Consider the following 22,148-nt stretch of genomic DNA (forward strand, 5'->3'; position numbering starts at 1 on the left):
TCTCTGTTGCACTATCCTTAGGGTCACCCCCACTGGACGTTATCCAGCATCCTGCCCTATGGAGCACGGACTTTCCTCATGCCTTAAAGCACGCGACCACTCAACTTACTCATATATAATATACCATAAATCGTCAATATATGCAAAGGATATATTTTCTATGATTTACATAATATCCTGCCACAATTCTCACAACGTATTATTTCACTTTGACTATTTAATTTATCCATTAAAGCTATGGGAATTAACATATTACATCCAGAACATATGGAATCTTTTACTTCAGCAATACCAGTTTTTTTGCTTTTCCGAATTGTATTATATTTATTCAATAAACTTAAATCAATTTTATTTTCTAATGTTGAAATTTCCTTTTCTTCTAAATGAATCTTTGATTCTAAATCTTCTCTTGTTATTTTATATTGCCCTTTCAATTTATTACTTTTATCTTTAATATCATCTAACGCCTTTTCCATTTCCAATAATTCATTATTCATGTCTTCCACTTCATTCATAAATCCTAAGACTTCTGTTTCTGTAACATCAATTATTTCTTTTAGTTTGCTATTTTCACTTGATAAATATTCAAGTTGTTTCAAATCCCCTATTTGTCCATTATATAAACTCTTTTCGATTTCTTTTATTTTCAAATTGTAGTCATTTAATCTTAAATTTGATTCTTTTAATTTCTCTTCTATCTTTTTTTGATTAGATTTAAGTTTTATAAATTTTCCTTCAGTATAAGCTATCTTCTCTTCTGTCTTATTAATAGTTAAATTATTTTTTAGATTTAATAATTCCTTTTGATATAAATTAAGTGAATTATGGCGCTCCTCTAAATTCCTCAATAAATCTAGTTGTTCCATACCCTCACTCCTTAAATTTTAGTATATCCTATATAAAGGGCTTGATTTTTCAAATACCTCTATATAAAGATTATTTCTGTTTTCTTTATCTAAATATTTTTTTATAGCAGGTAATATAATTTTTTCCGTATGATAATGTCCTGCATCTATAATAGTCAGTCCTAATTCGTTTCCTAACTGTGCATCATGATATTTCACATCTCCAGTTATATAGACACCTGCATTTTTCTTATATGCGTCATAAATAAATTCTGAGCCACTGCCACCACAGATAGCAACTCTCTTTATTATTCTATCTTGTTGTCCATATACTACTAGATAATCAGTATTTAATTTTTCTTTAATATATTTTATATAATCAGATAAATGGATTTCATCTATATCGCCTACTTTTCCGTATCCATGTATTAATTCTTCATCTAAATTATTTAACTTTAGTATTTCAGAATTCTTTAACCCTAAAATCCTTACTAACTCATCATTAACTCCTTTATTAGCTTGATCCAAGTTTGTATGGGCATTATATACTACTATTCCACTCCTAATTAAATCATATATAAGTTTTCCCTTATATGTTGATGTAGTTACATTCCTAATAGGTTTAAATATAAGTGGATGATGGGTGATTATCATATTAAAATCTTCTCTCATTGCTTTTTCATAGACTTCTCTATCTAAATCTAAAGCAACTAAAATTTTATTCACTTCTTTATTATCATCACCTATCTGAAAACCAGTATTATCCCAATCCTCAACTAACTTTGGTGATGCCCAATTATCCATTAATCCTATTATTTCTCTAGCCTTCAATTTCCACAAACACCTCCTCATAGTCCTTTATAATCTTATTCAATTCCATATATCTTTCCTTCGATTTATCTGTTTCCATCCCCTCTAATCCCTTAGCAATCTTCTTTGCTGATATTATTTTACTCTCTACAAATTCTTTCAATAAAGGGTGTTTATCCTTTATTAATATTGGGCTAATCTCATAATAGATTTCTTTCTCTAAAAAATACTTACCCTTTTGGGCATGTATTATTTCATAATATTTATTATCTTCTTTTACTAATTCCTCTTTTATTATTTCAAAATTATTCTCTATTAAATATTGCCTTAACTCCTTGCTAGCCACCATAGGTTGTAATATGAAATCAATTATAGTATCTGATGTTTTCTTATGCTTTTCTAGTATATCCCTAATTAGCAGTCCACCCATTCCTGCAATAATTAAGGTATCTACCTCATATGGTTTAATTACATCTAGTCCATCTCCTAAGCGTGTATCTACTTTATCTTCGAATCCCAATTCCTTTACATATTCTATTATTTTATCTAAAGAACCTTTTGATATATCTGTTCCTATTACTTTTTTAGATATCTTATTCTCTATAAGGTATGTTGGTATATATCCATGATCTGTACCTATATCTGCTACTATAGAATTTTTAGGCACCAAATTTGCTATGGCTAATAATCTTTCTGATAGTTTCATAATCTATTTCTTCCTCTCTAAAAGTTATAATTAAGGTTCGCATAAGCGAACCTTAATTATTCTAGAAAATCTTTCAATTTTTTAGACCTACTTGGGTGACGTAGTTTTCTCAAAGCTTTAGCTTCTATTTGTCTTATTCTCTCTCTTGTAACTTCAAATTCCTTTCCTACTTCTTCTAGAGTTCTAGCTCTACCATCATCTAAACCGAATCTAAGCCTTAATACCTTTTGCTCCCTAGGGGTTAAGGTATCTAATACATCAATTAATTGTTCTCTAAGCATAGTAAATGTAGCAGCCTCTGCAGGAGCTAGTACCTCATCATCAGGTATAAAATCTCCTAGATGACTATCTTCCTCTTCACCGATAGGAGTCTCCAATGAAACCGGTTCCTGAGCTATTTTCATTATTTCTCTAACTCTTTCAACTTCCATACCCATTTCCTTGCCAATCTCTTCTGGACTAGGGTCTCTTCCCAACTCCTGCACTAGTTGTCTCTGTACTCTAACTAGCTTATTTATTGTTTCAACCATATGAACAGGTATTCTAATTGTTCTAGCTTGGTCTGCTATTGCCCTTGTAATTGCTTGACGAATCCACCATGTTGCATAAGTACTAAATTTAAATCCTTTCTTATAGTCAAACTTTTCTACTGCCTTCATAAGTCCTAAATTACCTTCTTGGATTAAGTCTAAGAAAAGCATTCCACGGCCTACATATCTTTTAGCTATACTAACTACTAATCTAAGATTTGCCTCTGCAAGTTGCTTCTTTGCCTCTTCATCGCCATCTTGCATCCTTTTAGCCAATTCAATTTCCTCATCCCCTGTTAATAAAGGTATCTTTCCTATTTCTTTTAAATACATTCTAACAGGGTCGTCTACATTGATTCCTTTAGGTACTGATAAATCTTCCTTTATATCTGTTTCTTCTAATTCTTCCTTATCAATATTTTCATCCAGTTCATCTTTTTCAAGTAGTAAATCGTCTTTATCTCCCACTACTTCGATTCCCAAGTTTTCTAACCCCTGATAAACTGCTTCAATTTGTTCAGCATCTAGGTTTATTTCTTCTAAACTATCTATTAGTTCACTATATGTCAATATTCCATCTTTTTTTCCTCTAGCGATCAATTTCTTAACTGCTTCTATTCTCGCTATATTTATTTTTTCATTGTCTTTATTTAATTGATCCAACTGGTTTACCTCCCTTCCTCATTTCTCATGAGGTTTAGTTCTTTATTTAATTTAGTTAGTTCTATACACAGATTAAGAAATCGTTCATTTTCATTAGGGTTCTTATCCTCTTTTTTTTCTAACTCTTCAATTTCTTTTTTAATATTGTCCCTCCTAGATTCTAACTTAGTAAGTTTCAATGTAGTTATTAAATCTTTTATCATCTGATCTATATTTTCTGGTAAGAAATTTATTCGCTTTTTAAATATTGAGTCAAGTAGTTTAGCATCTATATCATGTAGTTCCTTTACTCTCTTATATAATAAGTCTTCATCTAAAATTTCATCCTTTTCATATAGTACCATCATTATCCTTAAGATTTCCCTACATTCTAAATTCTCATATTCATCTAGAGGAACCTCTTTAATTAATATATCAAAATATTCTTTATCAAAAATCATCAATTTTATTAAATCTATTTCTGCAACTAGACTAGCAGATGGTAATATTGTTTTAATTGGAGAAATAGTAATTTTTTCTTTAACATTTTTATTTTCTTTAATCTTTATATTATTGCCAAATACCTCCTTCTGTATTGCTTCCTTTGAAATATTCATTTCTTTAGATATTTTGTTTATATATACATCCTTTTCTATTGGTGAATTTAATTCTTTTATAATTTTAGCTATTTCAATCGTAAATTTTATTTTTCCTTCTGCCTCATCAGTATTATATTTTTGTTTATTAATATGAATCCTAAAATCTACATGATTAAGAGCTTCATTTAATTTATATTCAAACTTTTCAAGATTATTTTCTTTTAAAAATTCATCAGGATCTTTATAATTTCCCAACGTTACTATTTTAGGCTCAATACCTTCTTTTAGTAGTATTTTAATTGCCTTATTAGTAGCATTGATTCCTGCTTGATCTGAATCATAACAAATATATACATTCTCTCCATATCGTTTAAGTAGTTTTGCCTGTCTCTCAGTCAAAGCTGTTCCTAGGCTTGCTACTGCATAATTTATTCCTTTACTGAATAATGAAATTACATCCATGTATCCTTCGACTAATACAATTCTCTTTCTATCTGAAAATTTATTAACCAAGTTTAATCCATAAAGATGGTTCCCCTTGTTAAATATAAATGTTTCCTGAGAGTTTAAATATTTTGGCATTGAATTATCCAACACTCTTCCACCAAATCCGACAATTCTTCCTTTAGTATCGATTATAGGAAACATAATCCTATTTCGAAACTTATCATAATATTTATCTTTCCCAGTTTTCCTGCCAATCAATCCTAGTTTCTCTATTTCTTCATCTTTATATCCATTATATTCAAGATATTTATACAAAGAATTCCATTTATTTAACGAATAACCTAAACCAAATTGTCTTATAATCTTATTATTTATTTTTCTTTTATATAAATAAGATAATGAGTCTTGGTTCTTTATTAAATTATCAAAAAAGAATCTGGCAGTTTCTTTATTTATTTCATATGCCTTCTCTCTTTCTCGGTACAATTTATCGTCTTTAGGCTTTTGTTCTTCAATGGTAATACCAAGCTTATTAGCTAAAACTTCAACAGCTTCAGGAAAAGATAAATTTTCCTTTTTCATTATAAAGGCTAGTGCGTCTCCTCCCTCCCCGCATCCAAAGCAATGAAAAAATTGCTTAGTATCTGAGACTGTAAATGAAGGAGTTTTTTCATTGTGAAAAGGACATAATCCTACATAATTTCCACCTGATTTTTTCAGCGGAATATAATCTGAAATAATATCAACTATATCTGCAGCATCACGTATCTTTTCAATTGTTTCATCATTTATATAACCCGTCATATTATCACCTAAATATCTCACCTACCAGAATTTGCTAAAATATTTTTTTATTATAATCTATATATTCGACATAAATATCAAAAATCCTTCTTTTTTTTAATATTTTTGCCAAGGCTTAGGAATGAAAATATTATTAAAAAGATTAACTACATATCTATCTGTTGTTCCAGCAATGTAATCACAAATAATATCTTCTATTTCAGAATCCATATTCTTATAAATTTTTAGATGTTCTTCTGGTAAAGCCTTTATATTTTTTAAATAGTACCTATATAACTGTTCTAAAACATATTCAGCTTTAGATTCTTCTGATTTTGCATTTTTATTAAGATATACATTTTCAAACATATATTCTCTTAATGTATTTGTTGCTTCTTCAACTTCTTCACTCATTATAATAGTATTTTTTTCCATACTATTCTCAATTATATCTAAAATCATAGTATTTATTCTTTCTCCATGGGTTTTTCCTAGAATTTCAATACATTCCTTAGGTAAATCCTCTTTTTTAATGACTCCTGCTCTTATTGCGTCATCAATATCATGATTTATATATGCTATTCTATCTGCATATTTCACAATACGTCCTTCTAATGTATGGGATCTTTCTTCTCCTGTATGATTTCGTATACCTTCTCTTACTTCATAAGTAAGATTTAACCCTATTCGATCATCTTTATGTTCAAGGAAATCCACAACTCTTATTGATTGCTCATTATGTTTAAATCCATTTGGATGCAATTTATTTAAGACCCTTTCTCCAGTATGTCCAAAAGGTGTATGTCCTAAATCATGACCCAAGGCTATAGCCTCTACTAAATCTTCATTTAACAATAGAGCGCTTGCCAATGTTCGCCCTATTTGGGCAACTTCTAATGTATGGGTAAGTCTTGTTCGAAAATGATCTCCCTCAGGGGCTATAAATACTTGAGTTTTATGTTTTAATCTACGAAATGATTTGGAATGGATTATTCTATCCCTATCTCGCTGAAAGTCAGTCCTTACTGTACATTTATTTTCAAATGTCTTTCTTCCTCTTGAATTTTGACTAAGCATAGCATATTGAGATAAACTATCTTTCTCTGTTCTTTCAATTCTCAATCTTATATCCATATATATACCCCTTTGCATTATATGTACACTTTAAATAAACTATAAGCTAATGTTGAGTAATAAATTGTTCATATTATATATATACAACATAAGTTTCAATAATCCTTCTTTTATAATAAATTTCTTTTAACATTTTTTAACATTCAACAAATAAAATAGAAGTGCTATCTTAAACACTTCTATTCAAAGACTTTATCTCCAAAATTTTTCTTTATGTGATCTATGACAATTCCAGCAGTCTCCTCTATAGCCTTATATGATACATCTATGACTATGCATCCTAGTCTTTCCATTATCTCTCTAGAATATTCTAATTCTAAATTAATTCTATCTACATTTGCATAAGTAGCATTATCAGCTAAGCCTAATGACTTCAATCTTTCCTGCCTAATTTCGTTTAATTTAGCTGGATTAGCAACAAGACCTATTATTCTTCTTTTATCTTTTAAAAATAATTCGCTTGGTGCAGGAACCTCTGGCACTAAAGGTACATTAGCTACCTTAAAATGTTTATGAGCCAAATACATACTTAAAGGTGTCTTAGATGTCCTTGATATTCCTACTAATACTATATCTGATTTTTTTATTCCCCTAGGGTCTTTTCCATCATCATATTTTACAGCAAATTCAACTGCCTCAACTTTTCTAAAATAGTTTTCATCCAATCTTCTAATAAGTCCTGATTCTCTCTTTGGTTGATATTCTAGAACAGATTCAATTGCATTCAATGTTGGAGTCATTAAATCTACAGTAGGAATATTAAACTCTTCTCCCTTTATGTCTATAAAATTTTTCAATCTTTCTATTACCATGGTGTAAACTACCACACTAGGTTCTCTTTTAGCCTCTTCAAATATTTCCAATATCTGGTCTTCAGCTGTAATAAAGGGGAATCTTCTTACTTGATGTTTTCCTGAATTAAATTGACTTAATGATGCTCGAGATAACAATTCTCCCGTTTCCCCTATGGAATCTGATAACACATAAATTGTTAAGCTATTATCCACAATTTTACCCCCTTTACTCATTTGTACCTAGTTCAACAAACAGTCTCGTTATGGTTGTTTTTGTTATTCTACCAATTACTTTAAAGTTTTTTCTCTCACTATCTGTTTCAACTACAGGTAAACTGTCTACTTCATGTTCAATTAATTTTATTGCAGCATCTAAAATACTATCATCTAGTTCTATATATACAATATTAGGCATCCTTGTCATAATCATTCCCATTGGGACTTTATTTAAATCCATACCTCCTATGGCATTTCTAAGAAAATCTTTCCTAGACACCACTCCAGATAAAAAACCATTGGATGTAACATATATTGAACCTACATCCTCTAAAAACATTGTTACTATTGCATCATAGATACTGGTAGATTCATCTACCACTATTGGAAATGATTTTACTTCTGATACTTTTATACCTTTTATTTTTTCTGAAATATAGGATAGACTAGTCTTACCTGTATAAAAATACCCTACTTTTGGTCTTGCATCTAATATTCCAGACATAGTCAAAATAGCTAAATCTGGTCGTAGGGTTGATCTTGTAAGATCCAATTCATTTGCAATGGCTTCAGATGTAATAGGTTGGTCTTTTTTAACTATATCTATTATCTTTTCTTGTCTCTCACTTAATTGAATGATGATCTCCCCCAATATCTCATCTATACTAATTATATAATCATCTATATAGTTAGCATATTATTTATTAACGATTTTTGATAAATCACAGATTTGTAACATTTTATCATATATCTTTCTCAATAAACCAAGCCTATTATTTCTTATTTTTTCATCCTCTACCATTACCATAACCTTATCAAAGAAATTATCTATTGATCCTTTCAACATTACTAATTGGTCCAATGCTTTATCATATTCCTTCTTATTAATTGAAGCGTTTATCTTTTCTTCCATACTGTTAAAAGATTCATATAATTCTATTTCATCTTCAGTTAATAAATCTCTTTGAACTTCATTAGTAACAGCTTTTTCTGCTAAATTTGCTACTCTATTAAATGCAGATAGCATCTCTGATAATCCATCTTTCTTTAACCATTCATTCAGTTTATTCGCTCTTATTTTCATATCATAGATATCATCAATATTTGTACTAATTACTGCATCTACTATATCATGTCTAATCCCCATATCTATGAACATGTTTCTTATTCTTCCATTAAAGAACTCAATTATATCTTCTTTAACTTTATTATAATCAAAAGCTAATCCATTTATTTCTACATAAAAATATAATGCTGTCTCTACCAATTCATTTATAGATAAGTTTAATTTCTTTTCTAGTATAATATTTATAATCCCTAATGCTTGTCTTCTTAATCCAAATGGATCCTGAGAGCCTGTAGGATGTATGTCTATTGCAAATAGTCCAGAGATAGTATCCATTTTATCTGCTATACTAAGAACTGAGCCAGCAGTAGTTGTTGGAAGTTCATCTCCAGCAAACCTAGGTAAATACTGTTCAAAAATAGCTAAGCCTACGATTTCATTTTCTTCCGAAGTCTTTGCATACTCCATACCAATTTTACCTTGTAATTCTGTAAATTCACTAACCATTTTTGTAACTAAATCTGCTTTAGATAAATATCCTGCTCTTTCTATATTCTTTTCGGTTTCTTCTCCTACTTCCAAATATTCTCCTATTTTCATAGCTAGATTTTGCACTCTTCTAGTCTTATCATATAAAGTTCCTAGCTTTTCTTGGAATACTATTCTTTTTAAATCTTCCACATAAGATTCCAATGGCATTTTTATATCATCCATATAGAAAAATCTAGCATCTTCTAATCTAGCACCTAATACCTTTTCATTTCCCTTTATAACTGTTTCTATAAATTCCTCATTTCCATTTCTTACAGTAATAAAATAAGGCAATAACCTTTTCTTATCATCTAAAACTGGGAAAAATCTTAAATGTTCTTTCATAGGGGTTATAACCACATCAGGTGGTAAAGATAAGTATTCTTCCTTTATTCTCCCTATGATTGGTGTAGGATATTCTACTATATTAGTGACTTCATCTAAAAGACTTTCATCTTGTTGTAGATTTCCACCCTTTTCTTTTGCTAATTTTTCAGAACCATATTTGATAATATCTTTTCTCTCTGCTTGATCTAATATTACAAAATTTTCTCTTAAAGAATTTATATATTCATTTACATTATTTATTACGATTCTATTGCTACCTAAAAACCTATGACCTTTTGTAATATTAGAAGCTTCTATTCCTTCTAAATTAAATGGTACAATTTCATCATCTAATAATGAAACTAACCATCTAATAGGTCTCGCGAATCTTATATTTTTACCGCCCCATCTCATAGACTTAGGAAAATTAATAGATTTAATAATATTTGGCATATTTCGACTTAATATGTCTTCTATAGGACTTCCCTCTTTAGTAATATTGGCATAAACATATTCTACTCCATTATATTCTTCTACATAAATAGAAGCTATATCTATACCCTGGCCTCTCATAAAGCCTAATAATGCCTTTGTAGGATTTCCCTCTTCATCAAAAGCTATCTTTTTAGATGGACCTTTTACTATTTCTTTTAAATCTCCCTGCTTATCTTCTAATCCTTCAGCTATTAAAGTTAACCTTCTTGGAGTAGAATAGATTTTTATATTATTATAATTTATTCTTTCTTCTTTAAACAAATTTAAAGTATTAGTTTTTAATTGCTCCAAAGCATCTCCAACAAATCTTGCTGGTAGTTCCTCTACACCTATCTCTAGTAAATAGCTTTTATTCATTATCATGACCCTCCTTCTTAATTAGAGGATAGTTCATTTCTTTCCTTTGTTCAATATACTTTGCTGCAACTGTTCTAGCTAAATTCCTTACTCTTCCTATATAATTTGTTCTCTCTGATACGGAAATAGCGCCTCTTGCATCTAATATATTGAATGTATGAGAACATTTAAGTACATAATCATAACTTGGTAATACAAGATCATATTCCAATATCTTTTTAACTTCCTCTTCATAGGTATTAAATAATCCTTTTAGGGTTTCAATATCTGCTTTTTCGAAGCTGTATACTGAGTGTTCATACTCTGCCTTATTAAAAATATCTCCATAAGTAAAATCTTTATTCCATTTTATATCAAATATATTATCTACATCTTGTAAGTACATTGCTATTCTCTCTAGTCCGTAGGTTAATTCTGCTGATTCCAGTTCACAGTTAATGCCGCCTACTTGCTGGAAATATGTGAATTGTGTAACCTCCATGCCATCTAGCCACACTTCCCATCCTAGCCCCCAAGCTCCCAAAGTTGGTGCCTCCCAATTATCCTCTACAAATCTAATATCATGCTTAAGCGGATCGATACCTATTACTCTCAAACTATCTAAATACATTTCTTGGACTTCTTCTGGCGATGGTTTAAGTATAACTTGAAGCTGATGATGCTGATAAACTCTATTTGGATTTTCACCATATCTAGCATCTGCAGGTCTTCTGGAAGGCTCCACATATACTACTTTCCACGGTTCTGGCCCTAGTGATCTTAAAAAAGTATGTGGACTCATAGTTCCAGCACCCTTTTCTATATCATAAGGTTCTAATATTATACATCCCTTATTTCCCCAGTAGTCTAGTAATTTCAGCATTAAGTCCTGAAAATACATATAAAAACCTCCTTATTTTTACAATTAGTGGCAACAAAAAACCTTACATCCCTCATAGGGACGAAAGGTTGACTTCCGCAGTTCCACCCTATTTAATACCCTTGAGAGAGTATTTAATTTATAATGTATACTCCGAAGTGTCAATATTTTCTTCCTCATCGTATAGTAATGCTTTTTGTATGATTATTAATTTAGCAAAAATTGATTTTATTGTCAAGTCTATAGTCATCTAAAATATTGTCGTTCTATAGTGACAACATGGCATTTATGCTTATTCTAATGTTTTTATTAAGTCTAGTGTATTAAATTTTTTTCTATCTATATTATACAATATATATTCTACTATCATATCATGTATTTTATAAATTATGTCATTTGGTATAACCATATCAAATATCTTTTCAAATGGAGTATATAATAGATTATACATTACTTTGTAAATTTCTTTATTTATATATATACCAAAAGGATCTGTGATAAAGCATTTATCACAGATTATCCCACCTTCATAAATACTGAATTTAATATTGTCTTTACTAGGACAGCCACATACTACGCACTTGTCCAGATAAGGTTTATATCCTAAAAAAGATATAAATTTAAGTTCATAGGCTACAATAAACTTTAAATAGTCTTTTTCTAAAGTAGACAAAACTGTCAAACCTTTTATTAAAAGTTTAAAAATTTTTTCATTTTCTTGTTCTTCAGGCAATGATTTTTCAATTAATTCAAGGATATAATACCCATAAGTAACTCTTTCTATCCTTTCCCTTATGGAATAAAAAGAATCCATTATATATCCTTGATTAAGATAAAAGAAATTTTTTCCCTTATACAAATTATATTCATTATATGAAAAAGGCTGAGTATTGGCTATCATCTGGGACTTAGGTCTATAAGCACCCCTAGCCATAACTGCTATTTTCCCATATCTTTTTGTATATATACTTAATATTTTAGATGTATCTCTATATCTTAATTCTTTTAATACCACACCTTCTGTTTTTAACATAAAATTCCCCTAGTTATTTATACCCAAAGTATTTTACTTTATTTTCTCTCTCTCTCCAATTTTTTTCTACTTTAACCCAAAGTTGAAGATTTACTCTGCTGCCTAATAATGCTTCTATGTCTTTCCTTGCATTCTGGCCAATTTCCTTTAATTTAGTCCCATTTTTTCCTATTACTATTCCTTTATGCGAATCCTTCTCACAGTAAATATTTGCAAATACATCAATAATATCTTTATTTTCTCGTTCTTTGACACCATCTATTTCTACATAAATTCCATGTGGTACTTCTTCATCTAAATTCAATAAAGCTTTTTCCCTTATAATTTCAGATATAATAAATCTTTCAGGTTGATCAGTTATCATATCTTCTGGAAAGTATTGGGGTCCCTCTGGAATCTTACTTTTCAATACTTCTATATATCTAGCTATATTTTTATTATTTATTGCAGATATAGGTATTATTTCTTCAAACATATTCATTTTATCATATTTATCTATTAACTGTAATATTTCTTCATTATTTAACATATCAGTTTTATTTATTAATAGCACCATTGGAGTAGATATCTTTCTTAGGTCTTCTATAATAAGATTATCCATAGTTCCAATTTCCATACTATTATCTACCATGAATGTAACAACATCTACTTCTTCTAAGGTACTCTTTGAAATCTTTAACATATATTCACCAAGTTTATTCTTTGGCATCTGTATTCCTGGCGTATCTAGAAAAATTATCTGACTATTTTCCTCTGTATATACAAGTTGAATTTTATTTCTTGTGGTTTGAGGCTTATCTGATATTATAGATATTTTTTCCCCTATAACTTGATTTAATAATGTTGATTTTCCTACATTTGGCCTTCCTATTACTGTTACAAATCCTGATTTATACATTTTTTCCACCCCTAGTATTTGCCTCTTCTAAATTTTCAGGTCCAAAGCTATGTGGCAATAGTTCATCCAATTTATACTCTCTATATTCATCTTTAGAATTGGCTACAATTATTTTAGCGTCCTTTCCAAACTCTCTAATTACTTGCCTGCAAACCCCACAAGGATAAGTGAAGTTTGCATCTCCGACTATTGCTATTGCTTTAATTTTTTTATGTCCTTCTGATACTGCTTTAAATATAGCAGTTCTTTCTGCACATAATGTAGGTGAGTAAGAGGATATTTCTATATTGCAGCCAGTAAATATTTCATCATCCTCTGTAATCAATGCTGCTCCAACTCGAAAATTAGAATAAGGTACGTATGCTTTTCCTTGAGCTTCTAAAGCCTTCTCTATTAATTCTCTTGTATCCATAAAATACCTCCTCCTTAAATCAATTAATATTTAAGGCATACAGTTAAAAATAAATATTACACTAGATTTTAACTATATACCAAAATTGTTTATTATTCTATAATAATATCAGTTGTTGGCTCTACTACTTGAATCCATGTTACTCCTGGATTAAAAGTTATTTCTTTTCCTTCCTGATTATAATACTTAGTTTTATCTTTTCTTGATTTTTTTACCCATTTTATATCTATAGTCTTTCCATTTGTTATATATTTTCCTCGTCCTTCTCCTATTACTTGAATTTCTAATCTGCCTTCCTTATCTAATACTTTAGTTTTAGCCTCTTGGATTATTATATTTTTAGCTATAATTGGTGATTCATCCATTTCATCTATATGTAGCTTCCCATCTTTTTTTCTAGTATAATTCTTCTTTTCTATATCATAATTATATTCTGTTGTATTATTTTTTCTATAGTTTATTGTAATTTTACTAGCTATATCTCCTTCTATATCCAAATCATCTTCTCTAAATTTAAATGGAGTATATTCTGCAGTCATTTTATACTTTCTTTCCTCCTGAGTGGCTCTTAGAACTTCCATACTGGAGTAAAGATTATGTGGCATCTTCTTATGTTTTTTCCTCCAAAACACTTTATTGGAGCTAGATAATCCATCTATATCAGCTATCTTAAGGCTTTTAATATCAGATTTGGCCTGTTCACTACCTCCAACATGAGCATAGACAGCATCATATTCTAAAGCAGTTGTTATAAAATATGGTCTAGCTGATCTAATGGGTCCTATTGATGATGGGTCATTTATTAAATATATACCCATATATCTTGTATAAGGTGCTTCTACTAAAAATTCATATACTATTTCAGCATCTTTTAATCCCGATTGCCATCTAGCACCATTATGATTATCAAACATAACAGCTACTGGTCTTCTATTTACCTTTTCTTCTTTTGCATATATTCCACTTAAAGGTGAAGGTATTCCTTCTTTCACTGGTATCTCTTCTGGTAAATCATTTTCCTCTTCTTTTGCTTCTTCATCAGATTCTTCTATTGCCACTGGTTCTTCTATTTTATCCTTTTTACAGCTGCTAGATAATAATGCTACGAAAATTGCTACGAAAATTATTTTTAACTTAAGTTTCATTTTTTTCCCCCTTATCCTATGATTTGAAATACTAAAATACCTATTATTGTACCTAATATAGCTCCTAATAACACTTCAATAAACGTATGAATCTTACCTTCTATTCTACTTTCTCCCACAAGAATAGCTAAACTATAAACCAAAGTCGTAACAAGCATATTTTGTGCTAAAAAAACTATTATAGTGGCTATGCAAAAAGATACAGCGGCATGACCACTTACTGTGCCACCTTGAAAATGTGTTCCTCTTCCCTTATAAAACTTTGCTTTTAATCCTAGAGTTAGTAATATAACAACTAATAAGGCTACAAAAGTCAAATGAATAGGTGAACCTCTAATTTTTGAAAACAATATATCTGTAGTGGAATTTAATCTATCAAAAAACAAAAGATATCCCACTACTATAGAGTTTATAGCTGCAATAAGTACTGCACCAGCAGCTACATCTTTTACTAATCTTGCCAACGGATGATAGTCTTGTGTAATTAAATCTATTACTCTCTCCAATGCAGTATTAAACATTTCAGCTACAATTACTAAAGAAATAGAAAACAATAAAATAAGAAATTCTGTTCTTGTAAAGTCAAAGAAAAGGCTTAATAATACAACTCCAATGGCAATCAGATAATGTATCTTCATATTTTTCTCAGTTTTCAGTGCTATAATAATGCCTGATACTGCATAGTTAAAGCTATCAATGAGAGTTCTTTTCCTCATTATATTACTCTCCTTTATTATCTTTAAAAATTCCTAATCTCTTCATTACTTCTTTTTCTTTTTTCCTCATTATACTTTTTTCTTCTTCCTCCATATGATCATATCCGAGTAGATGTAACATTGAGTGAGCAGTTAAATATGCTACTTCTCTATATAATGAGTGTCCAAAATCATTAGATTGTTCCAAAGCTTTCTCAACAGATATAATTATATCTCCAAGTAACACTGGCCCCCCTATATTAAATTCATCTTCCATGGGAAAAGATAATACATCAGTTTCTTTATCAACACCTCTATATTCTCTATTTAGCTCTTGTATTTCTTTATTATCTACGAAGGATACACTCACTTCACAATCTAAGGATTTTCCCTCAAGATTTAATACTTCTTTAGCTACTTTATCAATTATTTCATTGATTTCTTCTTCAATTTTGACTTTATCCTGCCTATTATCTATATATATATCCATTGTTTTGCTCCTCCAATTTTTCGTTACTCCATAATTGTATTTAATCTTGTCCAAATTTATCTGTTTTTATATCTAAGAGGCTATAAAAAAAAGGATTGCCGTAAAAATTACAAGCAATAACCATTAAATAATATTTATTTTTATTGATTAAATTTCTTGTTATCCATAGTTTACCTCTTGTTTATTCCTTTATATTTTCGTATTTATCATATGCCTCAATTATTCTTTGAACTAAAGGATGCCTAACTATATCATTTTTTGAAAGATATATAAAATCTATACCATTTATATCTTTTAATATCTTGGATATTGTTTTTAATCCAGATTCTTTTCCCTTAGAGAGGTCAATTTGAGTTATATCACCTGTAATTATTGCTTTTGATCCAAATCCAAGTCTAGTTAAAAACATTTTCATTTGTTCATTAGTTGTATTTTGTGCTTCATCTAATATGACATATGAAGAATCCAATGTCCTACCTCTCATATAAGCCAATGGAGCTACTTCTATTGCACCCTTTTCCATATATCTTGCATAGGATTCGGCTCCTAATATATCAAATAGGGCATCATAAATTGGTCTAAGATATGGATCTACCTTTTCTTGTAAATCTCCAGGTAAAAATCCTAAACTTTCTCCTGCTTCAACGGCTGGTCTTGTAAGTATTATTCTATTTACTTCTTTGTTTTTAAATGACTGAACTGCCATTGCCATGGCTAAATAAGTCTTTCCAGTACCTGCAGGGCCAATACCAAAGACAATATCATTTTTTCTTATGGAATCTAAATATCTTTTTTGACCTAATGTCTTTGGTTTTATACTTTTACCTGAAGAAGTTACACAGATCACTTCATTAAGCAATTCTTTTGCATATTCTTCCTTTCCTTCAAGAAAGAGTTTAATTGAATATCTTAAGCTTTGTTCATCTAGTTTACCTTGTCTTTTTACTATATCTATTAAATTATAAATTAATTTTTCTCCTAAGTCTATAGATACCTTATCGCCATATAATTTTATCTTATCATCTCTAATAGCAATTCTAATACCTAATTCCTCTTTTATTATATTAATGTTTTCATCAAGTTCCCCAAATATTTCTCTAATAATCTCATGATTTTCTATTGTTATGCTATTTTCTTCTATAGTGTTTGACAAATTTAATCCTCCCTGTTTCCGATTATTTGTTTTCTTCCTATATCTTCTATGGTTTCCACTACAACTTGTGTTGTTAATATATTATCATCTATTTGATGTCTAGTATTTTTTGATTGTATCTGTGCGTCTTGTGACAATTCTTTGTTTATTTCCTTTATAGCTTTAATTTGGTTAGACTGTTTTAAAAAATCTACATTTTGCTTTATTTCTTTTATTTCAACCTCTTTATATTCATATTCAAGTTTTTTAATGGGAAATTCTATACCTAATTTACTAAGATTAATTAAATCCTTTTCCACCTCAAATTCTTTATAGTTTGAAAAAGGAATATCACCTTTCATAAACATAATACCTTTATCTTTAATTTTTATTCCTCTCTGCTTATGGACTTTTCCTGTGTATTTTTCTTCATTTTTTACTATGGGTTCTTTAATAATACTACTATATCTCGTTAGAGCAAATACTTCTCCTTCTGCATGAACTAACATATTTTCATTATTTAGTATACCCGTAATCAATATTTCTCCTTCATTAACTACTTGGCCTTTCTCTACAACTGCCTTTCCATTTTTAGGGACTGCCTTAACTATTACACCTTTTTTCTTTGCTACTATATGGCAGGGATATGATTTATCTATTTTTTCTGGTGGTAAATCCTGTTCTCTAACTTCTATAATCAATTTTGTCCCTTTTATTTTTACTGAAATAAAAGAAAAATAATCATAATTATCTATTAAAATATCTTTTACTTCTTCCTTTTTTATATTAAATTTAAGTTTTCCAATAGATATATTGTTCTCCTTTAGCAAAGAATTTATCTCTTCTCTTGGAGTTTGTTCATTTCCTACTATTTCTACCTTCCAAATAGTAGATGTTAATAGAAAAATCGTTATCAAAAATAAGAGAAATCCTGCTGATAACATTTTTCTTTCCCTTAACTTTAGTATTAAAAAAGGAAATCCTATTTTTTCTTTTATTTCTATTCTACAACCTACTTTTTTCACTATTTCTCGAAGTTCTTTAAACCCCTTAGTTGTAGCTTTCATCTCTATAACAATATTACTATGTCTTTTTATATCCCATAGATATATATTATAATTGGCAGCTAAATTTAACAATCTTTCCAAAGTTAATCCTTCAACCCTAATAATAACATATCCTCTAAAATAATTCCATATTTTTATAGCTAGCATAGCAACACTCCCTAGCTGATTATTTCTATATCCTTTATTAATCCAACAATAATTATTTCTTCTGACAGTATAGTTTTTATTTCTAGATCTTCTCCTGTTATTTTAAATATTCCTGATTTTGTATTTACTCTAATGGTTTCTTTTGTATATTCTATAATCCCTTTATGATTTAACAATGAAGCCTCAACATTTCCTATAACTGTCAACCTTGGTAAATCCATCATAATATCTATGGGCAATTCTAAGACCTCTGAAATATTGTATTTTACATTTTCTATCTGCCGTTTCATCCTCATCCCTCCAATTAATTCTATGCCCAAAATATATGTACTATTCCAATCAAAAAAGAAGTCTGTAAAAATTACAGACTTCTTTTTTGATTTTGTAAACTCTTTGGTTCTGATAATATCTCAGAAAATATTATTCCTCGTAATACATCTTTTCTTAAATCTCTTTTTTGACTTTCATTTTTAATTTGCACTGAAGACCCTATCTTTTCAGTTTCTTTAATGTTTTCAACCTCTTTAACATTGTCTTCCTTTCTTACTATTTCCCAAGATATATCTCTTTTAGCATTTCTTTCATTATTAATAGTCTTTTTTTGAATTCTCTTTTCTGGTAAGCTGTTCTTCTTTCCAGCTGGGACTCTTTGAGTTCTCTTTAATTCTCTTTGTCTTTCCTTCTCAATTTCTTCTACCAATATCTTTTTAAGATCTGAAATAGGTTTAGAAACTTTAGTTTGTTTTTTCTCTATCTTATTTTTATCATTTACTGATTTCAAAACTATATTTGCTACTATAAGTATAAAGAATAATAAAGGACCGGACATATTATCCCCCCTTATTTCTGTTTCTTATCATCTTCAGCTATCTTTGATATGGATGATCTCATATCTGTATCTGCTAATATATTTCTCATATTATAATAATCCATAACACCTAATTTGCCTGATTTTAGAGCTGATGCTAATGCTAGTGGTACCTCTGCTTCTGCTTCCACTACTTTGGCTCTCATAGACTCTACATCTGCTTTCATTTCCTGTTCTTTAGCTACTGCCATGGCTCTTCTTTCCTCTGCCTTAGCCTCAGCAATTCTCTTGTCTGCCTCTGCTTGGTCCATTAAAAGTTTAGCCCCTATATTTCTACCTACATCAACATCTGCTATATCTATAGATAATATCTCAAATGCTGTTCCTGAATCTAATCCTTTATTAAGTACAGTTTTTGATATACTATCAGGATTTTCTAATACGTCTTTATGTGAGTTAGAACTACCTACAGTAGTTACTATACCTTCACCTACCCTAGCAATAATAGTTTCTTCTCCAGCCCCTCCAACTAATCTTTCAATATTTGCTCTAACTGTAACTCTTGCTTTAGCTATTACTTCAATTCCATCTTTAGCTACTGCTGCTATTTGAGGCGTTTCTATTACCTTAGGATTAACTGATACTTGGACTGCTTCTAATACATTTCTACCAGCTAAGTCAATTGCTGCTGCTCTTTCAAACTCCAAAGGAATATTAGCTCTTTGAGCTGCAATTAAAGCATCTACTAAAGTATTTACATTTCCTCCCGCTAGATAGTGAGCCTCTAATTCATTAATTTTAATAACTAGACCTGCTTTTGTTGCTTTAATCATTGGATTTACTATTCTAGATGGTGCTACCCTTCTAAGTCTCATACCTATAAGCGTTGACATGGAAATTTTAACTCCTGAGAAAAAAGCTGTAATCCAAAGTCCTACTGGTACAAATGAGAAGAAAAGCATTACAAGAATAATAATAATTAGGGCAAACCCTATTGGTAAAATTGGCATACTACAACCTCCTAACAAATATTTTTGACCCTTCTACCTTTACTACTTTTATAGATATATCCTTTGGAATAAAACCACCATCTGACAATGCATCTAATTTTATTCCATCTATTTCTATAAACCCAGCAGGGCGAAGTTCTGTTATACTAATTCCTTCTTTATCCATATATTGATTCATAGAATCAACGGATAGATATCCTTTTTCATCCTTATGTTCTGTGTCTAAAACAATTTTATTAAGCATTTTAGACTTAAATCCTAATTTTATTAATATCATGGTTACTATTGTCGTTATTATTATGGCCACACTTAGAGAAAGTATTGCCACACCTAGTGAATCCATAGCCAAAACTGTACCTACTATCACCAATATTATACCACTAATTCCAGGAAGTCCAAATCCAGGTATTAATGCCTCTATGACTAATAGTATCAAACCTGTTATAAAAAGCACTAAAGATGTCCAATGAGAATTTCCAGCTAAAATATTACCACCAAAATATAATCCAAAACCTATTATACTAACTGTTCCTCCAATTCCAAATCCTGGCGTTAATATCTCAACTACTAATCCAATAAATCCCAAGGTCAATAATAAACTACTTATATAAGGGTTAGATATATATTTTGCCAATTTTATTTGAAGACTTTCATCTACCCTCTGTATATTTGCATTTCCAAGATTAAAATGCTCTAGTATTTCACTATAGTTATCTGTAGCCAAATCAGCTATTCCATATTTAACAGCTTCTACTGAAGTTAAATTGACTAATTTACCTTTAGGCACTACTCCTTCAATTTCCATATCTTTATCTGCCATAGCTTCTATAACTTGAGAATCTCTATTTCTATATTGAGCTGTATCCCTTAAAAGACTTCGCCACATGGATAATGTTTTTTCTGTATTTGGTATGGTCTCGGCAGAGCCAATGGTGGCTGAGTTTGCCATGACAACCTTTTCTGAGGCAATTGTTATCAATACCCCAGCCGATTCCGCCTTGCTATTTACATATGAAATAGTAGGTATAGGGGAAGAAATAATTAAAGATTTTATTTTTTCAGCCTCATTAATTAGTCCGCCATATGTATCTATTTCAAATATAATTGCCAATGGGTCTTCTTTAGTTAAACTCTCCATAGTATGATTTAAGAAATTATATGTTGCCTTATTGATTTCACCTTTTATGGGAATGACATATACATCTCCATTAGCTTCCCCATATCCCATATTTGATGAAATTAGCACTACCATAAATACCAATATAATGATTAACTTATTTCTTTTCATTTTAACACCCCCATTATATGTATTTAAGATAAGATATCCTCTCGATAAATATATCCTTATTATACTATTACCCAAATAATTGTAAAATAACTAACAAATTTATTTATCAAAAAACCTGGGACTTAACCCAGGTTAATTAAATACTTTTCTTATTATTTTATTTACAATATTGCCATCAGTTTTACCTTTTACTTTTGGCATTACTGCTTTCATTATAATGCCTATATCTTTCATAGATTTAGCATCTATCTCTTTTATAGTTTCAATTACAATTTCTTCTACTTCATCTTCAGAAAGCTGTTTTGGTAAGTATTGTAAGAGAATTTCCATTTCTTTTTCTGTTAGTTCAACTAAATCCTGTCGTTGTCCTTTTTTAAAGTCCTCAATAGCCATTCTTTTTTCCTTCAATTGCTTTGATATAATGTCTAGTATGGCTTCTTCTGAGACTTCTATTCTTTCATCAACTTCCTTTTGCTTTATCGCTGCCCTTATCATAGTGATAGTATTTTTTCTTATTGTATCTTTAGATTTCATGGAGTCTTTTAAATCCTCCATTAATTTTTCTTTAAGGGACATTCCTTCCACCTTCTCAATTAAAATCAATTAAAATCTAGCGTATTTCTTTTTTCTAGCTTCTTCAGATTTCTTTTTACGCTTTACACTTGGCTTTTCATAATGTTCTCTTTTTCTGGCTTCACCTAAAATGCCAGCACGTGCACATTGTCTTTTAAATCTTTTTAATGCATTATCAAGAGATTCGTTTTCTCCTACCTTAATTTCTGACATCGACTTCTCCCTCCTCTCTCTACTGCAAGAGTACTTCATACTATCCCTAAAGGGGTTTGCACTAGACTATTATACATTATAATACATAATATTTCA

General features: G+C 29.9%; 24 protein-coding genes. All 24 read right to left on the reverse strand.

Annotated elements, in window-relative coordinates; genetic code table 11:
* Positions 1–158 precede the first annotated feature (158 nt).
* The 24 genes from ABWP20_RS12060 to rpsU all read right to left on the reverse strand — a co-directional run bounded on the left by ABWP20_RS12060 (position 159) and on the right by rpsU (position 22,052).
* Positions 159–866, reverse strand: coding sequence for a zinc ribbon domain-containing protein (locus tag ABWP20_RS12060; protein ID WP_353096062.1), 708 nt, complete (start codon positions 864–866; stop codon positions 159–161).
* Between the two features lie 18 nt (positions 867–884).
* Positions 885–1,676: a Nif3-like dinuclear metal center hexameric protein gene (locus ABWP20_RS12065; protein ID WP_353096063.1), complete on the reverse strand. Its 792-nt coding sequence runs from the start codon at positions 1,674–1,676 to the stop codon at positions 885–887.
* Positions 1,666–2,361 (reverse strand): tRNA (adenine(22)-N(1))-methyltransferase, encoded by a 696-nt coding sequence (locus ABWP20_RS12070; protein WP_353096064.1) that lies wholly within the window; start codon positions 2,359–2,361, stop codon positions 1,666–1,668. The genes ABWP20_RS12065 and ABWP20_RS12070 overlap by 11 nt, the downstream gene beginning before the upstream one ends.
* 56 nt (positions 2,362–2,417) lie before the next feature.
* The gene (gene rpoD / locus ABWP20_RS12075) at positions 2,418–3,554 is read right to left on the reverse strand and encodes an RNA polymerase sigma factor RpoD (RefSeq protein WP_503012538.1); all 1,137 of its coding nucleotides are present in this window, start codon (positions 3,552–3,554) and stop codon (positions 2,418–2,420) included.
* Between the two features lie 5 nt (positions 3,555–3,559).
* Entirely contained in the window at positions 3,560–5,383 is a 1,824-nt protein-coding gene (gene dnaG, locus ABWP20_RS12080) for a DNA primase (protein ID WP_353096065.1), read from the reverse strand.
* A gap of 96 nt (positions 5,384–5,479) precedes the next feature.
* Positions 5,480–6,496, reverse strand: a complete 1,017-nt coding sequence (locus ABWP20_RS12085; RefSeq protein ID WP_353096066.1) for a deoxyguanosinetriphosphate triphosphohydrolase — start codon at positions 6,494–6,496, stop codon at positions 5,480–5,482.
* Between the two features lie 179 nt (positions 6,497–6,675).
* Positions 6,676–7,503 carry a pyruvate, water dikinase regulatory protein gene (locus ABWP20_RS12090; protein ID WP_353096067.1) on the reverse strand — a complete coding sequence of 276 codons (828 nt, stop codon included), beginning with the start codon at positions 7,501–7,503 and terminating at the stop codon, positions 6,676–6,678.
* Positions 7,504–7,516: 13 nt separating this feature from the next.
* Complete coding sequence (ccpN, locus tag ABWP20_RS12095) at positions 7,517–8,158, reverse strand: transcriptional regulator CcpN (protein ID WP_353096068.1); 642 nt, start codon at positions 8,156–8,158, stop codon at positions 7,517–7,519.
* A 45-nt stretch (positions 8,159–8,203) separates the two neighbouring features.
* Positions 8,204–10,282: a glycine--tRNA ligase subunit beta gene (gene glyS, locus ABWP20_RS12100; protein WP_353096069.1), complete on the reverse strand. Its 2,079-nt coding sequence runs from the start codon at positions 10,280–10,282 to the stop codon at positions 8,204–8,206.
* On the reverse strand, positions 10,275–11,162 hold the full coding sequence (glyQ, locus tag ABWP20_RS12105) for a glycine--tRNA ligase subunit alpha (protein ID WP_353096070.1): 888 nt from the start codon (positions 11,160–11,162) through the stop codon (positions 10,275–10,277). The genes glyS and glyQ overlap by 8 nt, the downstream gene beginning before the upstream one ends.
* Positions 11,163–11,433: 271 nt before the next feature.
* Positions 11,434–12,174 (reverse strand): DNA repair protein RecO, encoded by a 741-nt coding sequence (gene recO / locus ABWP20_RS12110; protein ID WP_353096071.1) that lies wholly within the window; start codon positions 12,172–12,174, stop codon positions 11,434–11,436.
* 13 nt (positions 12,175–12,187) lie between these two features.
* On the reverse strand, positions 12,188–13,072 hold the full coding sequence (gene era, locus ABWP20_RS12115; protein WP_353096072.1) for a GTPase Era: 885 nt from the start codon (positions 13,070–13,072) through the stop codon (positions 12,188–12,190).
* The gene (locus ABWP20_RS12120) at positions 13,065–13,484 is read right to left on the reverse strand and encodes a cytidine deaminase (protein ID WP_353096073.1); all 420 of its coding nucleotides are present in this window, start codon (positions 13,482–13,484) and stop codon (positions 13,065–13,067) included. Before ABWP20_RS12120 ends, era begins: the two co-directional genes overlap by 8 nt.
* 92 nt (positions 13,485–13,576) lie before the next feature.
* Positions 13,577–14,629 (reverse strand): DUF3048 domain-containing protein, encoded by a 1,053-nt coding sequence (locus ABWP20_RS12125; protein WP_353096074.1) that lies wholly within the window; start codon positions 14,627–14,629, stop codon positions 13,577–13,579.
* Between the two features lie 11 nt (positions 14,630–14,640).
* Entirely contained in the window at positions 14,641–15,345 is a 705-nt protein-coding gene (locus tag ABWP20_RS12130) for a diacylglycerol kinase (protein WP_353096075.1), read from the reverse strand.
* Between the two features lie 4 nt (positions 15,346–15,349).
* Entirely contained in the window at positions 15,350–15,814 is a 465-nt protein-coding gene (ybeY, locus tag ABWP20_RS12135) for an rRNA maturation RNase YbeY (protein WP_353096076.1), read from the reverse strand.
* A 181-nt stretch (positions 15,815–15,995) separates the two neighbouring features.
* The gene (locus ABWP20_RS12140) at positions 15,996–16,967 is read right to left on the reverse strand and encodes a PhoH family protein (protein WP_353096077.1); all 972 of its coding nucleotides are present in this window, start codon (positions 16,965–16,967) and stop codon (positions 15,996–15,998) included.
* Between the two features lie 2 nt (positions 16,968–16,969).
* On the reverse strand, positions 16,970–18,160 hold the full coding sequence (yqfD, locus tag ABWP20_RS12145) for a sporulation protein YqfD (protein ID WP_353096078.1): 1,191 nt from the start codon (positions 18,158–18,160) through the stop codon (positions 16,970–16,972).
* Between the two features lie 11 nt (positions 18,161–18,171).
* The gene (yqfC, locus tag ABWP20_RS12150) at positions 18,172–18,450 is read right to left on the reverse strand and encodes a sporulation protein YqfC (RefSeq protein ID WP_353096079.1); all 279 of its coding nucleotides are present in this window, start codon (positions 18,448–18,450) and stop codon (positions 18,172–18,174) included.
* 71 nt (positions 18,451–18,521) lie between these two features.
* Positions 18,522–18,989 (reverse strand): hypothetical protein, encoded by a 468-nt coding sequence (locus ABWP20_RS12155; RefSeq protein ID WP_353096080.1) that lies wholly within the window; start codon positions 18,987–18,989, stop codon positions 18,522–18,524.
* A gap of 11 nt (positions 18,990–19,000) precedes the next feature.
* Positions 19,001–19,978, reverse strand: a complete 978-nt coding sequence (floA, locus tag ABWP20_RS12160; protein ID WP_353096081.1) for a flotillin-like protein FloA — start codon at positions 19,976–19,978, stop codon at positions 19,001–19,003.
* A gap of 1 nt (position 19,979) precedes the next feature.
* On the reverse strand, positions 19,980–21,266 hold the full coding sequence (locus ABWP20_RS12165; protein ID WP_353096082.1) for an NfeD family protein: 1,287 nt from the start codon (positions 21,264–21,266) through the stop codon (positions 19,980–19,982).
* 132 nt (positions 21,267–21,398) lie between these two features.
* A complete protein-coding gene (locus tag ABWP20_RS12170) occupies positions 21,399–21,842 on the reverse strand; it encodes a GatB/YqeY domain-containing protein (RefSeq protein ID WP_353096083.1) in 444 nt (147 codons plus the stop codon).
* A 27-nt stretch (positions 21,843–21,869) separates the two neighbouring features.
* Positions 21,870–22,052: a 30S ribosomal protein S21 gene (gene rpsU, locus ABWP20_RS12175; RefSeq protein ID WP_353096084.1), complete on the reverse strand. Its 183-nt coding sequence runs from the start codon at positions 22,050–22,052 to the stop codon at positions 21,870–21,872.
* Positions 22,053–22,148 lie beyond the last annotated feature (96 nt).

This window comes from Tissierella praeacuta (assembly GCF_040396155.1).
Lineage (GTDB): Bacteria > Bacillota > Clostridia > Tissierellales > Tissierellaceae > Tissierella > Tissierella praeacuta_A.

Bases quoted from the DNA above. Each gene is read 5' to 3' on its own strand.
- ABWP20_RS12060 (WP_353096062.1), bottom strand. From the start codon at position 866: ATGGAACAACTAGATTTATTGAGGAATTTAGAGGAGCGCCATAATTCA.
- ABWP20_RS12070 (WP_353096064.1), bottom strand. From the start codon at position 2,361: ATGAAACTATCAGAAAGATTATTAGCCATAGCAAATTTGGTGCCTAAA.
- dnaG (WP_353096065.1), bottom strand. From the start codon at position 5,383: ATGACGGGTTATATAAATGATGAAACAATTGAAAAGATACGTGATGCT.
- ABWP20_RS12085 (WP_353096066.1), bottom strand. From the start codon at position 6,496: ATGGATATAAGATTGAGAATTGAAAGAACAGAGAAAGATAGTTTATCT.
- glyS (WP_353096069.1), bottom strand. From the start codon at position 10,282: ATGAATAAAAGCTATTTACTAGAGATAGGTGTAGAGGAACTACCAGCA.
- glyQ (WP_353096070.1), bottom strand. From the start codon at position 11,162: ATGTATTTTCAGGACTTAATGCTGAAATTACTAGACTACTGGGGAAAT.
- recO (WP_353096071.1), bottom strand. From the start codon at position 12,174: ATGTTAAAAACAGAAGGTGTGGTATTAAAAGAATTAAGATATAGAGAT.
- era (WP_353096072.1), bottom strand. From the start codon at position 13,072: ATGTATAAATCAGGATTTGTAACAGTAATAGGAAGGCCAAATGTAGGA.
- ABWP20_RS12120 (WP_353096073.1), bottom strand. From the start codon at position 13,484: ATGGATACAAGAGAATTAATAGAGAAGGCTTTAGAAGCTCAAGGAAAA.
- ABWP20_RS12125 (WP_353096074.1), bottom strand. From the start codon at position 14,629: ATGAAACTTAAGTTAAAAATAATTTTCGTAGCAATTTTCGTAGCATTA.
- ABWP20_RS12130 (WP_353096075.1), bottom strand. From the start codon at position 15,345: ATGAGGAAAAGAACTCTCATTGATAGCTTTAACTATGCAGTATCAGGC.
- ybeY (WP_353096076.1), bottom strand. From the start codon at position 15,814: ATGGATATATATATAGATAATAGGCAGGATAAAGTCAAAATTGAAGAA.
- yqfD (WP_353096078.1), bottom strand. From the start codon at position 18,160: ATGCTAGCTATAAAAATATGGAATTATTTTAGAGGATATGTTATTATT.
- yqfC (WP_353096079.1), bottom strand. From the start codon at position 18,450: ATGAAACGGCAGATAGAAAATGTAAAATACAATATTTCAGAGGTCTTA.
- ABWP20_RS12155 (WP_353096080.1), bottom strand. From the start codon at position 18,989: ATGTCCGGTCCTTTATTATTCTTTATACTTATAGTAGCAAATATAGTT.
- floA (WP_353096081.1), bottom strand. From the start codon at position 19,978: ATGCCAATTTTACCAATAGGGTTTGCCCTAATTATTATTATTCTTGTA.
- ABWP20_RS12165 (WP_353096082.1), bottom strand. From the start codon at position 21,266: ATGAAAAGAAATAAGTTAATCATTATATTGGTATTTATGGTAGTGCTA.
- ABWP20_RS12170 (WP_353096083.1), bottom strand. From the start codon at position 21,842: ATGTCCCTTAAAGAAAAATTAATGGAGGATTTAAAAGACTCCATGAAA.
- rpsU (WP_353096084.1), bottom strand. From the start codon at position 22,052: ATGTCAGAAATTAAGGTAGGAGAAAACGAATCTCTTGATAATGCATTA.